Below are 12,898 nucleotides of genomic sequence, written 5' to 3' on the forward strand. Positions count from 1 at the left end.
GTTCACAGGCATCGCGAACGTTTCGAGGAGACTGCCGAATCATGTGGAAGGTATTGACGCCGTTCGCTGGTTCTCTATTATCCACGTTGCCCGATACTCCGACATGTGTTCGGTATGACGAACATGTGGGAGTTGCTCCACTCGCCCAGCAGTGCACCTCCGGGGTCGCCCCCCGCAACGGCCGAGCCGTAAGGAGCCTGTCGCACCATGCATATGTCATGACCGCATCAATATCTCTGCCGGGCGCCGTCCGGGCCTGCCTGCCGCGTGCCTGCCCGCCGCGGACAACCGGGCGCCACCGCACCGACCACGGACAGCCACGGTGCCGCCGTGGGGCGGCACCGTCACAGAGGAGGTCTTCATGATCGGACCAGCCGTCGATCGCCGGCGAAGGCGAGGGAAAGCCGCGCTCCTCGTCACCCTGGCGATGGTCGTGGCCGCGTTCGGCACAACGGCGTTCGCCGCGTCCTTACGGACCGGCACGGCCACCACCACCCGTCCGGCGGCCCACTCGGAGAAGGCCATCGAGGCCGACGCGTCGCTGCCGTGTGACATCTACGCCGCGGGCGGCACGCCGTGCGTGACGGCGCACTCCACCACCAGGGCGCTCTTCGCGTCGTACAACGGGCCGCTGTACCAGATCCAGAGGTCCTCCGATCACAGCTACCGCGACATCGGAGTGCTGAGCGCGGGCGGCTACGCCGACGCGGCGTCCCAAGTCTCCTTCTGCTCGGGCACGTCGTGCACGATCACGAAGATCTACGACCAGACCACCAAGCACAACGACCTGCCGATCTCCTGGGGCGGCTACTGGAAGGGGCCCGGTCCAGGCGGAGCCGACGTAGGGGCCGACGCCATGGCCCTGCCGGTGACCGCGGGCGGTCACCAGGTCTTCGGTGTCAAGGTCAAGCCCGGTGTCGGCTACCGGATCGACCACGCGAACGGCGTGGCCACCGGTTCCCAGCCCGAGGGCATCTACATGGTGACGTCGTCGGACTACACGAACCAGTGGTGCTGCTTCGACTACGGCAGCGGCGAGAACTCCCACACCGACACGGGCAACGCCACCATGAACGCCATCTACTGGGGCAACGCCTGCTGGTTCGGCGGGTGCACCGGCAGCGGTCCGTGGGTCGAGGCCGACCTGGAGAACGGGATGTACCACACCAACACCGGCTCCAACAAGGATCCCAACAACACCGGTGTGCACTACCCGTTCGTCAGCGCGTGGCTGAAGAACAACGGCACGAGCAATTTCACCCTCAAATACGGCAACGGCGCCGGCGGCGGTCTGACCACCACGTTCTCCGGCCCGCTGCCGAACGGCTACTCGCCGATGAAGCTCGACAGTTCGGTGCTGCTCGGCACCGGCGGCGACAACAGCGTCTCGGGCTCGGGCGAGTTCTTCGAGGGCGCGATGACGGCGGGCTACCCCTCCGACGCCACCGAGAACGCCGTGCAGGCCGCCATCACCGCGGCCGGCTACGGGACGGGCGGCGGCACCAAGACGGGCGCGCTGCGCGCCGTGGGTGCGGGCAGGTGTCTGGAAGCGCCGGGTTCGTCCACGACGGCGGGTACGCAGACCCAGATCCGGGACTGCACCAGCGCGGCGAACCAGACCTGGTCCCAGACCAACGCCCGGGAGCTCACCGTGTACTCCGGCAGCAGCCGCCTGTGCCTGGACGCCTCCGGTCAGGGCACCAGCCCCGGCACCAAGGTCATCACCTGGTCCTGCAACGGCCAGTCCAACCAGCAGTGGAACGTCAACGCGGACGGCACCGTCACCAGTGCCCAGTCGGGCCTGTGCCTGGACGTGACCGGCGCCGCCACCGCCAACGGCACCCCCGTCCAGCTGTGGACCTGCAACGGCCAGTCCAACCAGAAATGGTCGCTGAACTGACCCCTTGAAGGATCCGCGGCAGCCAGCCGGGGCGGCACGCGACCACCGCCCCGGCGCGTCACCGCACCGCCCACGCGTGGGACCCGTCCCACCCCTCACACACGCCGCGGCGACGGACCGCACAGGAGGACCGGATGAGAACGAGAAGGCGTCGGCACGCAGACCGTCGGCCGGCGTGGGCGAGGGGGCACACCTACGCCATGCACGGCGACCGGCGTGGGCGAGGGGGCACACCCACGCGATGCACGGCGACCGGGCATGTCGCGTCACCCCGAACCCGGCCGGAGTGCTGATCCGGAGCGGGGGCGGCCCGCAGCCGGCCGGTGACGGGCGACCGCACAGCCATCGGGCCCCGTGACCGGGATCCCCCCGCACGGGACACCTCCCACCTGCGAAAGGAATCCACCGTGTCAGCATTCAGCCGGTTGTTCCGGCGCCTGCGCGTCTTGACGGCCGTGCTCGCGGGCCTCCTCCTGACCGCCGGCGGCATCGTCGCCACGACCGCCGCCCCGGCCCAGGCCGCCACCTCCATCACGATCAACGGCGCGTCCGGCGGCCGGACCTTCGACGGCGTCGGTGCCATCAGCGGCGGGGGCGGCAACAGCAGACTCCTGATCGACTATCCCGAGCCCCAGCGCGGCCAGATCCTGGACTACCTGTTCAAGCCCGGCTACGGCGCCTCCCTGCACATCCTCAAGGCGGAGATCGGCGGGGACACCAACTCCACCTCAGGGGCGGAGCCGAGTCACCAGCACACCCGGTCCGACCTCAACTGCGACCGGGGCTACGAATGGTGGCTGATGGAGCAGGCCAAGGCCCGTAATCCGGACATCAAGCTGTACGGCCTCGCCTGGGGCGCGCCCGGCTGGATCGGCGGCGGGAACTTCTGGTCCACCGACATGGTCAACTACCTGCTCTCGTGGCTGGGTTGCGCCAAGCAGCATGGGCTGAACATCGACTACCTCGGCGGGTGGAACGAGCGGGGCTACAACATCTCCTGGTACGAACAACTGCGCAGCGCGCTCGACAGCAACGGCTACGGCAACGTCAAGATCGTCGCGGCCGACTCCGACTGGTCCGTGGCGAACGACATCAACTCCAACCCGGCGTTCGCCTCCGCGGTGAGCGCCATCGGCACGCACTACCCCTGCGGCTACCGGTCGTCCCAGTCCAACTGCTCGGTACCGTCGGCCGCCACGTCGTCCGGCAAGACGCTGTGGGCGAGCGAGAACGGCTCGGACGACTACAACGGGGGAGCGCAGGCCGTGGCCCGCGGCATCAACCGCGGATACATCGACGGCCGGATGACCGCGTACTTCAACTGGCCGGTCGTCGCCTCGATCACGCCCAACCTGCCGTACCCCACCATGGGGCTCGCCCTGGCCCCGCAGCCCTGGTCCGGCCACTACGCGATCGGCAAGAACGCCTGGGTGATGGCGCAGACCACCCAGTTCACCGCCCCGGGCTGGCACTACCTCGACGCCTCCAGCGGCTACATCGGCGGCAACCGGAACAACGGCAGCTACGTCTCGCTGAAGTCCACCAACAACTCCGACTACTCCACGGTCATCGAGACGATGGACGCCGGAAGCGCCCAGACGCTCAACCTCAACGTCACCGGGGGCCTGTCCGCCAAGACCGTCCACGTCTGGTCGACCGACGTCACCTCCGGCAACCCGGCCGACTACCTCGCGCACACCGCGGACATCACCCCGTCCGGCGGCGGCTTCAGCCTCACCGTCCAGCCGGGCCGCGTGTACACCCTGACCACCACGACCGGCCAGGGCAAGGGCACCGCCACCGGTCCCGCCCAGGGCACGCTGAAGCTGCCGTACGGCGACTCCTTCGACGGCTACCCCACCGGCACCGAGGCCAGGTACCTCATGGACTGGCAGGGCGCCTTCGAGGAGGTGGGCTGCGGCGGCGGACGCGGTGGCAGGTGCGTGCGCCAGATGAGCCCGCAGAAACCGATCACCTGGGACGCGCTGTCCGATCCGCACGCCCTGCTCGGTGACATGAGCTGGAGCAACTACACCGTCTCGTCGGACGTGATGCTCGAACAGTCCGGATACGCGGAGTTGATCGGCCGTGCGGGCGCACAGGACTACAGCAGTACCGGAGGACTGAACGCCTACCACCTGCGGGTGAGCGACACCGGTGCCTGGTCGCTCCTGAACTCGAACACCAACGGCAACGTCTCCACCCTGGCCCGTGGCACGACCACGGCGCTGGGCACCAACCGGTGGCACTCCCTGTCCCTCACCTTCTCCGGCACCACCATCACCGCCGTCATCGACGGTGCCACGGTCGGTTCCGTGAACGACCGAACCTGGGCCGGCGGCCAGATCGGCTACGCGACCAGCCAGGGTGAGACGGCGCAGTTCGACAACCTGTCCATCACCCCCGGCAGCGGCGGGAACGACGGCGGCACGACAGGCGCGATCGTCGGGGCCGCGTCCGGCCGGTGCGTGGACGTGCCGAACCAGTCGCAGACGGCCGGTACCCAGGTGGAACTGTGGGACTGCAACGGAGGCACCAACCAGCAGTGGACGAACACCTCGGCCGGTGAGCTGCGGGTCTACGGAAACGTCTGCCTGGACGCCGAGGGCCAGGGCACCAGCCCCGGAACCAAGGTGGACATCTGGGACTGCAACGGCGGCGGCAACCAGAAGTGGACGCTCCACTCCGACGGCACGATCACCGGCGACCAGTCCGGCCTGTGCCTGGACGCGACCGGTGGGGGAACGGCCAACGGCACCCTCCTCCAGCTGTGGACCTGCAACGGCAACGGAAACCAGCAGTGGACGCGCGACTGATCCGGTGACCGGCCGGCGACCACCGGCTCCCGCACCCCCCCAGTCGACCACCCCCGAGAGGCCCCACATGTCTTCCTCCTCCCTGCCGGTCAGCCGCCGTCGACTGCTGGCGGCGGCCGGCGCGGCCACGGCCTTCGGCCTGCTGCGGTTCGCTCCCGAGGCCGCCGCGACCGACGGTCCCGGCAGCTACACCGCGAGCTGGCCGTCCGTGGACCAGCATCCCCCGGCCCCGGCCTGGTTCCAGGACGCCAAGTTCGGCATCTACTACCACTGGGGCGTCTTCAGCGTTCCCGCGTTCGGGAACGAGTGGTACCCGCGCAACATGTACATCGGCGGCTCGAACGAGAACCGGCACCACATCGCCACCTACGGCGACCCCTCGGTATGGCCGTACCACAACTTCATCGACGGTGCCCGCGACAAGGCCGGCAACTACGTGCGGTTCGCGCCCGAACTGGCCTCCAGGGGAGGCGACTTCGATCCGGACGCCTGGGCCCGGCTGTTCAAGGCCGCGGGCGCCAGGTTCGCCGGCCCGGTCGCCGAACACCACGACGGCTTCTCCATGTGGAACAGCCGCGCCAACCCGTGGAACTCGGTCCAGCGCGGCCCCCGACTCGACCTCGTGGGGCTGCACGCGCAAGCCATCCGCGGGCAGGGGCTGAAGTTCATGGCCTCGCTGCACCACGCCTACCACTTCAACGGCTTCTACGACCACGTGCCGTCCCAGTCGGACGCGACGCTGCGCGTGCTCTACGGCCAGCAGGGCTCGGCAGCGGAGAACAAACTCTGGTTCGACAAACTGGTCGAGGTCATCGACGGCTACCAGCCCGACCTGGTCTGGCAGGACTTCGACCTGGGCCTGGTGCAGGAGTCCTACCGCCTCCAGTTCCTCGCTTACTACTACAACCAGGCCGTCTCCTGGAACAAGGACGTGGTCGCGACCTACAAGGACGGCCTCAACGCCAAGGGCGAGGTCTTCGACTTCGAACGCGGCGGCCCGGCCGGGCTGCTCACCCCCTACTGGCTGACCGACGACAGCATCTCCTCCTCCAGCTGGTGCTACACGACGGGCATCGGCTACTACTCGACGCAGGCACTGCTCCACTCGCTGATCGACCGGGTCAGCAAGGGCGGCAACATGCTGCTGAACATCGCACCGACGGCCGCCGGCGTCATCCCCTCAGGACAGCAGTCCATCCTGCTCGGCATGGGCGACTGGCTCGGCCGCTTCGGGGAGGCGGTCTACTCCACCCGCTCCTGGACCAGCTACGGCGAGGGCCCCACCAAGATGGGCGGGGGCTCGTTCAGCGGACCGGTGGCCGGCACCGCCAAGGACGTCCGGTTCACCCGCAGCCAGGACGACAGGATCCTCTACGCCACCGCGCTGGGCTGGCAGGGCGGCACCATGACCATCACGACCCTGAACTCCAACCAGTTCAACCTCAGCACCCTGACGAGCGCCCAACTGCTGGGCAACGCCGCCGGCAGTTACACCGACCTGCCCGCACCGGTCCAGGACGCCTCCGGCCTGCACCTCACCATGCCCTCGGCCAACCCGCCGTTCAGCGCCCTGGCCTACACGGTCAAGCTCACCTTCTCCGGCCGGATCCCCCCACTGGGCGGGCCGGGCGGCTCTACCACCTGGGTGAAGATCGCCAACGTGACCAGCGGGCTGGTGCTCGACAGCGGGGGCAATGTGGCCTCCGGCTCCAACCTCAAGCAGTGGAACTACGACGGAAGCGCCAACTTGCAGTGGCAGCTGATCGACCTCGGCAACGGCTACCACCGCATCATGAACCGCGCCAACGGTATGGCCGCCGACAGCTGGGGCGACTCCGCCAACGGCGCTCCCGCCCGCCAGACGGCGTGGAACGGCGGCGACAACCAGCAGTGGTCGCTCAACAGCCTCGGCGGCAACCGCTACCAGATCGTCAACCGCGGAACCGGCACCGCGCTCGACGGCAGTGGCAGCACCACGGTCGGCTCCACCACGGTGATGTGGACGCCGAACTCCAGCACCAACAACGAATGGACCATCACCGGCACCTGAAACGCCGGCTACCGCGTCCCCCGCACCTCCTCACCCACGGAAGAAGGAGCGTATGAAACGCAAACCACTCTTGATGTCGATCGCGGCTGCGTTACTCCTCGTCCTGTCGGCCGCGGGCATCTCGTTCGGCAGCGCCCGCGCAGTGACCGCGCCGGCCACCACCGGCCCCGTCGGCGCGACCGCCGGCTGCGGCAAGGCTCCGGCGCTGACGAGTGGCACCCACACGATCCAGAGCGGCGGCCAGACCCGCAGTTACGTCCTGCGGGTCCCCGCCGGCTACGACAACAACCACCCCTACCGGCTGATCTTCGGTTTCCACTGGCGGGGCGGCACGGCCAACGACGTCGACTCAGGCGGCACGGACGGGTACAACTGGTCCTACTACGGCCTGCGGCGCCTGGCCGACGCGAACAACAGCACCATCTTCGTCGCCCCGCAGGGCAACGGCAACGGCTGGGCCAACCCGGGCGGCCAGGACGTGGCCTTCGTCGACGCCATGGTCAGCCAGCTCGAAGCGGGCCTGTGCGTGGACACCACGCAGTTGTTCTCCGCCGGCTTCAGCTACGGCGGTGCGATGTCGTACGCCCTCGCCTGCTCCCGGGCCACGGTCTTCCGCGCGGTCGCGGTCTACTCAGGCGCGAACCTCAGCGGATGCGACGGCGGCACTCAGCCCATCGCCTACATGGGCCTGCACGGCATCAGGGACAACGTGCTGCCCATCGCGTCGGGACGGGAACTGCGCGACACCTTCGTCCGGAACAACGGCTGCACCCCGCAGAACCCGCCCGAGCCCGCCTACGGCAGCCTGACGCACATCATCACCGCCTACTCCGGCTGCCGGTCGGGATACCCCGTCGTCTGGGCCGCGTTCGACGGAGCGGGCCACGACCCCGGCCCCATAGACGGTTCCACCGGTGATGGCTGGCGCACCTGGACATCGGCAGCGGTGTGGCAGTTCTTCACACAGTTCGACTCGAATCCGCCGCCGTCCACCGGCAACCAGGAGATCGTCGGCCAGCAGTCAGGGCGCTGCCTCGACATCAACAACTCCACCACGGCCAACGGTACACAGGCACAACTGTGGGACTGCAACGGTGGCTCCAACCAAAGGTGGACGTACACCTCCGGAAAGCAACTGGTCGTCTACGGCAACAAGTGCCTGGGCGCCGGCCAGACAGCGGCCAACGGCACCCCGGCGGCGATCTGGGACTGCAACGGACAGACAGACCAGCAATGGAACATCAATTCCGATGGCACGATCACCGCGCTGCGCTCGGGGCTCTGCCTGGATGCCAGCGGCCAGGGAACCGCCAACGCAACGAAGATCCAGCTGTGGACCTGCACGGGCGGTACGAACCAGCGCTGGCGCTTGCAGAACTGACCCACCGGGGCCAGACACGACACCGTTCCGACCTGGCCCCGGACCGAGCATCGTGACGTCGCGTCGTCTGGAGCGAGTCGCCGCGGTTGACGCTGCTCAGGGCGGAAGTCGCTGGTGCGCGGCAAGACGCCTGTGCACATTCGCAAGAAGGGGCACGGCAGCGGGCTCCAAGGAGGCGGGCAAGCCGATCAAGTAAGGACATGCCCGCCGCCCTGGGCCGCATGAACGAAGCCGACACCGGCAACGGCTGCGTGCAGACCTACGCCTCCCGCATTGCGACGAGCGACTAAGTGCCCGTTGCCGCCGCCTGGCGGGCAGCTGCGTGCATGAAGGTGAGGTAAACCGCGTAGCGGTGGGGCGACCAGTTCCTGTCCCTCCAGACCCAGCGGGCGACCGACCCGTCGGGATCGTGACCGGTCTCCCGGCCGACCGTCTGGGCCAGGGACCGCAGACGCCGGGCCAGAACACGGTCCAGGATGAGCGGTCCGGGGCCGGTCGACGGCGGCGACGTCTTGCCGGCGAAGTACAGAAACTTGGTGTAGAACGACGGGCCGAACCAGGCAACGCGGTCCTGGAGTTGCGCGTAGGCCGCTTCAGCGCCGTGCTCACTCAACACGGTGACCGCACAGTCCAGCACCGCGTCCAGGTGTTCAGCGGACAGGATCTTGTGCAGGGTGACGGGCCCGCTGCCGCCGGGGGAGCCGCTCTTGCCCTTCCCCCACACGTAGGTGGCGACCAGCGCCTCCCTGTGGGCCTCGCGCCGCAGCGCGTCCGCGACGATCAACGCCACCTGCGCCCGGCTGATGTCCGCATCACCGACCTGGGTCACCGGAGCCAGCGCCGAGGGCCAGGGGGAGATCTGCGCCCACCGGCTGGGGCTGTAACGAACCGTGTGCGCGCCCGGCGTCCCATCCGCTAGCCACACTGCGTTCCCGTTCCACCAGCGACCCAGCGCCTTCAGAGCCACATCGGGCAGCAGACGCGCGGCCATCTCCCGGTCGGTCCACCGCATCGGCCCGGTCCTGCCTGCTCACAGCCCGCCCCTTGCATCCTGCCCCACTCGCTGGAGGGGCGGTCTGGCCAGACCGCCCCTGATACGCCATCCGCCGACTACACTTCCCCGACCATGACCCTGGCCAGGCTGGACAGGTCCTAATCCGTCGGTGACTGCGGTAGCTCCCGGACCAGGCGCTTGATCATGTTGCGCCCTTCGGTCACTTGCAGCCTCGGGTGCTCGAAGGCCAAGACGCCCACTCCGGCTATGCCGATCTGCACGCGAAGCGCCTGCGCGGCGCCGGGGGCCAGCTCCGGCTCACCGACCCAGGCGACTTGATCGAGCGTGAAGGAATGCAGTATTTTGCCTGGCTTGCCCACTATGACTCCACCGACCGAGAAGACGAGCAGCCGCTGGTCGGTCAGCGCGATGATGGTCCGGCCGGGCAGCTGGAGCGGCGCATCCGGCGCCGCCGCCCGTCCGCGCGAGGTGACCACAGCCATCGTGGCCGCACCGGCCGCCCCGGCGAGACCGGCCGCGCCGCCGATCATCGTCGTGCGGACCCCGCCTATCCGGAAGGCCAGTACCCCGTAGAGCACTCGCTCACCAGGCAACTTGGCGTCCGTGAGCCTGAGTTCGACCTTCTCTGTCATGGTTCTCGCCATGGGATTGCCTCCCCCTCGCTTGGTCAACGGAGTAAATCTACGGGGCCAGGCCGGCGTGCCCGAACAGCAGCAGCCGATCGTGCGGTGTCGGCATCGGACCACCCGCATCGGCGACGATCAAGTGGAGTAGCGGCAGCTCTTCGAGCTGGTGGAAGTTTTGCCGGCGCGAGCGTAATGGTTGGCCACCGGGAGACGACGGACACGGCACCCCGCTCGTGGTCATCCTGACCGGCGGCAACCGTGGGCGGCGGCACCCAGCTCCTGCCCCTGCTGGACGCCGTCCCGCCCGTCGCACGGCGCGGCACCGGGCACGGCTCCAGGCTTGGCGTCCACCGGCGGGCGGTCGAGCGGACCTTTGCCCGGCTGCACGGCTTCCGCCTGGTTGCGCGTGCGCTGGGAACGGCGAGCAGACGTCCACGAAGCGTTCCTCAAGCTTGCCTGCTGCCTGTTACCCACCGACAACTGAACTCATGGTGTCAGCCGCTGTCACAGTGGCGTGCGGCGGTGGAGGTGTGTGCGAGGGGGGCTGGGCACTTGCTGCGGACGACGGGCCGCGTACAGCCGGTAGGAGACGTGGTTGTCCGGCTTCGGGTAGTCGATCGCGGTGACTGCCTCCATGGTGAGGCCGTGCTGGACTAGGAGGCCCTCCCACAGCTGCGGTGTGAGGACCCACATGCCCACGGGATGGTCTTCGGTGGTGCCGGGCAGCCGCAGGATTTCGGGGCGCGGAGTCACCTCGGCCGACGGCCCGGCGCCGCCCGAGTTGGTGTGCAGCGCGGAGAAGAGCAGGCGCCCGCCCGGCTTGAGGCCGTTGGCCAGGACCGGCAGCAGCCGGTTGGGGTCCAGGTACGGCATGGAGCAGACGGAGTAGATCAGGTCGTACGGGTCGGCGTCGCGCAGGTGGGCCACGGCGTCGACGCATACCAGGTGCAGGCCGGGGGTGTCCGGGTAGCGGGTGATGGCGCGCTGGTGCTGGGCGTGGGAGGCGTCCACGGCGGTGACGTCGGCGCCCCGGGCGGCGAGGTAGGCGGCGTGCCGGCCGAGACCGCTGCCGAGGTCGAGGACGCGCAGCCCGTTCACGTCACCGAGGGCTTCCATACCGGGGTCGGTGTCGGGAATGCCCCAGTCCCACCGGTCCAGCTCGGGCGACTGCGGCTTCCGGGCGAGTTGGTGCCTGCCGTAGGTGTTCCACATCTCGACGGTCTCCGTTTCGGTGGTCACCGGGTCCTCCGTCAGGTCGCGGGGCGGGTAGGGGTCAGGGGTGCAGGGCGTAGCAGCGCAGGACGTCGAGGTCGGCGGTGTGGACCGCGGACCAGCCCGCCGTGAGGATCTCCACCTGGGCGGGGGTGATACCGAGCGGATTGACGGAGTACTGCCCGCTGTACGTGATCTCCGCCGGCGGTGGGGGAGGTGGTGCGGTGGACTGTCGCTCATGCGTGGCGGCCGAGGTCAACGGGGTCCCCCTGACGGTTGTCCGGCATGGTCGTTCGGCTTAACGAGCACCCCGGGATATCGAACACATGTGTTTCGGTCGGGTCCGGATCCCCGAGACGGAGCGCGCGTCGGCGTGTGGATGATGCACGGACCCTTGCGCCCCAACGGGTATGCCAAGGAGGGTGGTTGGCCGAAACGCCGATGCTGACGTTCACGGCTGCCGAGATGGTCGCGTTGGTGCGGTCAGGTGGCGGCGGGAGCAAGGGCGCCGGTCCCCGGATCCGCTACGCGGTTCGGGCTCGTTCAATCCGAACGCCGCAGTGGCCGTTCCGGTCGGCGCCACCGTGCTGAACGACGAGGGAGGCAGACCGCGCACACCAGAGTCGAGAAGCACACCGCTCAAGGCCGGTTGACGAGATCCCGGTCATCATGGTGATCGCCGGGGTCTCCGTCGCTTCCGCGGCATGGTTGGCGGCATGAACCGCCGAAGGCCGCTGCGCGACCTTGCCCGCGACCCTGGACCCTGGCCCGAAGCCGGCCTCACGGACCCGGTGCCGCCGCCGTCCAGCACATCGCCCGCGCCCTGAGCGTGGTGATGAGCGGGCGGCGCCGTGGTGCCCTGGCGCAGCGGCTCATACTCGGGGCGTTTTCGTAACGCTGTCGTGAGATGTCAGCGCAGCGGCATGGGCATCCTTCTCGGTCGGCTGCTGAGGGGTGTGGGTAGGACATACCGAGGCGAAGGCTGTGGCGAGCTGGTCGAGCAGGGGCGCTGCGGAGGGGTGGGGGTCACGGCGTGGTGTGATCGCGTAGATGCCACGGGTCGGAGGATCGACAAGGGGCATGGTGGTGACGCCGGTCCGCAGGGCGCCCGTCAGCACGCCGGGTATCAGCGCGATGGCGTGACCGGTTGCGACCAGGGCCAGCTTGCCGACCAGATCGGCTGCGGTGAGGTCGATGCGGGCGCTTACCCCGGCGCGGGCGGCGTGTTGGCGCAGAAGCGCCGCCGAGCCGTCGGTGTCCTCGACCCAGGTCTGGTCGGCCAGCGTCTGCATGTGCACCGGGCCGCGCCCGGCCTGCGGATGGCCGACGGGCAGTGCGACGACCATGTCGTCCAGCCCGAGGAACCGGCGCTCGACCCGGGGGTCTTGGGGCAGCCCTGGCGGTGCGTCGGTGACAACAGCGATGTCGAGATCGCCGGCGATCACGCGGTCGTGTAGTTGCGCGCTCAGGTCCGGCAGCAGATTCCACCGGATGGATCCGGCTCGCTCGAGCAGCCCCCGGATGGCCTCGGGAACGATCCCTGCGGCCAGAGACGGTGTCGCCCCAACAGCCAGCGGTCGATTGAACGTTCCGTCACGAACGTCTCGTACGGCACGAACAGCGCGGTCCGCCTCGTTGAGTGTGGCCACGGCGTGATGCCGGAAGACCTCGCCGGCAGGCGTCGGACGCACACCGCGCGCATGGCGTTCCACCAGAGGCACGCCGAGTTGCCGCTCCAGCCCGGCGATCTGCCGTGAGACGGCCGACTGCGTGTGATTGAGCTCGGCGGCCGCCGCCGACAGCGACCCGAGTCGGCACACGGTCACGAAGGTCCGCCACACCGTCAGTTCCATGGCATCAGTATGCGCAGCCACATGCGTCTCCCGCATGGCGGCCCT

The 12,898-nt window shown here is 69.0% G+C and carries 9 protein-coding genes and 1 pseudogene; 5 read left to right on the top strand and 5 right to left on the bottom strand.

Annotation, left to right across the window (positions count from 1 at the left end; genetic code table 11):
- Window positions 1–361 precede the first annotated feature (361 nt).
- The 4 genes from IE273_RS35270 to IE273_RS35285 all read left to right on the top strand — a co-directional run bounded on the left by IE273_RS35270 (window position 362) and on the right by IE273_RS35285 (window position 8,147).
- On the top strand, window positions 362–1,900 hold the full coding sequence (locus tag IE273_RS35270) for an arabinofuranosidase catalytic domain-containing protein (RefSeq protein WP_189819208.1): 1,539 nt from the start codon (window positions 362–364) through the stop codon (window positions 1,898–1,900).
- A gap of 407 nt (window positions 1,901–2,307) precedes the next feature.
- Window positions 2,308–4,716, top strand: a complete 2,409-nt coding sequence (locus tag IE273_RS35275; protein ID WP_189819209.1) for a ricin-type beta-trefoil lectin domain protein — start codon at window positions 2,308–2,310, stop codon at window positions 4,714–4,716.
- Window positions 4,717–4,783: 67 nt separating this feature from the next.
- Complete coding sequence (locus IE273_RS35280; RefSeq protein WP_189819210.1) at window positions 4,784–6,766, top strand: alpha-L-fucosidase; 1,983 nt, start codon at window positions 4,784–4,786, stop codon at window positions 6,764–6,766.
- A gap of 73 nt (window positions 6,767–6,839) precedes the next feature.
- Complete coding sequence (locus tag IE273_RS35285) at window positions 6,840–8,147, top strand: ricin-type beta-trefoil lectin domain protein (protein ID WP_189819246.1); 1,308 nt, start codon at window positions 6,840–6,842, stop codon at window positions 8,145–8,147.
- 286 nt (window positions 8,148–8,433) lie between these two features.
- Here the strand turns inward: IE273_RS35285 and IE273_RS35290 are convergent, their stop codons facing one another.
- Window positions 8,434–9,159 carry an 8-oxoguanine DNA glycosylase OGG fold protein gene (locus IE273_RS35290; protein ID WP_189819211.1) on the bottom strand — a complete coding sequence of 242 codons (726 nt, stop codon included), beginning with the start codon at window positions 9,157–9,159 and terminating at the stop codon, window positions 8,434–8,436.
- Window positions 9,160–9,299: 140 nt separating this feature from the next.
- On the bottom strand, window positions 9,300–9,794 hold the full coding sequence (locus IE273_RS35295) for a hypothetical protein (RefSeq protein WP_189819212.1): 495 nt from the start codon (window positions 9,792–9,794) through the stop codon (window positions 9,300–9,302).
- A gap of 206 nt (window positions 9,795–10,000) precedes the next feature.
- Between IE273_RS35295 and IE273_RS35300 the strand changes: the two are divergent.
- Window positions 10,001–10,272: pseudogene (locus tag IE273_RS35300) on the top strand (transposase); the annotation flags it as partial.
- Window positions 10,273–10,292: 20 nt separating this feature from the next.
- Here the strand turns inward: IE273_RS35300 and IE273_RS35305 are convergent.
- The 3 genes from IE273_RS35305 to IE273_RS35315 all read right to left on the bottom strand — a co-directional run bounded on the left by IE273_RS35305 (window position 10,293) and on the right by IE273_RS35315 (window position 12,853).
- Complete coding sequence (locus IE273_RS35305) at window positions 10,293–11,027, bottom strand: class I SAM-dependent methyltransferase (RefSeq protein WP_229887858.1); 735 nt, start codon at window positions 11,025–11,027, stop codon at window positions 10,293–10,295.
- A 34-nt stretch (window positions 11,028–11,061) separates the two neighbouring features.
- The gene (locus IE273_RS35310; protein WP_189819252.1) at window positions 11,062–11,259 is read right to left on the bottom strand and encodes a hypothetical protein; all 198 of its coding nucleotides are present in this window, start codon (window positions 11,257–11,259) and stop codon (window positions 11,062–11,064) included.
- A gap of 613 nt (window positions 11,260–11,872) precedes the next feature.
- On the bottom strand, window positions 11,873–12,853 hold the full coding sequence (locus IE273_RS35315) for a LysR family transcriptional regulator (RefSeq protein ID WP_189819213.1): 981 nt from the start codon (window positions 12,851–12,853) through the stop codon (window positions 11,873–11,875).
- Window positions 12,854–12,898 lie beyond the last annotated feature (45 nt).

It is taken from the genome of Streptomyces olivaceoviridis (assembly GCF_014650115.1).
In the GTDB taxonomy this organism is placed as follows: domain Bacteria; phylum Actinomycetota; class Actinomycetes; order Streptomycetales; family Streptomycetaceae; genus Streptomyces; species Streptomyces olivaceoviridis.

Excerpts from the sequence above, each read along its gene's own strand:
- IE273_RS35270 (WP_189819208.1), top strand. The coding sequence starts at position 362 with ATGATCGGACCAGCCGTCGATCGCCGGCGAAGGCGAGGGAAAGCCGCG.
- IE273_RS35280 (WP_189819210.1), top strand. The coding sequence starts at position 4,784 with ATGTCTTCCTCCTCCCTGCCGGTCAGCCGCCGTCGACTGCTGGCGGCG.
- IE273_RS35285 (WP_189819246.1), top strand. The coding sequence starts at position 6,840 with ATGTCGATCGCGGCTGCGTTACTCCTCGTCCTGTCGGCCGCGGGCATC.
- IE273_RS35290 (WP_189819211.1), bottom strand. The coding sequence starts at position 9,159 with ATGCGGTGGACCGACCGGGAGATGGCCGCGCGTCTGCTGCCCGATGTG.
- IE273_RS35295 (WP_189819212.1), bottom strand. The coding sequence starts at position 9,794 with ATGACAGAGAAGGTCGAACTCAGGCTCACGGACGCCAAGTTGCCTGGT.
- IE273_RS35315 (WP_189819213.1), bottom strand. The coding sequence starts at position 12,853 with ATGGAACTGACGGTGTGGCGGACCTTCGTGACCGTGTGCCGACTCGGG.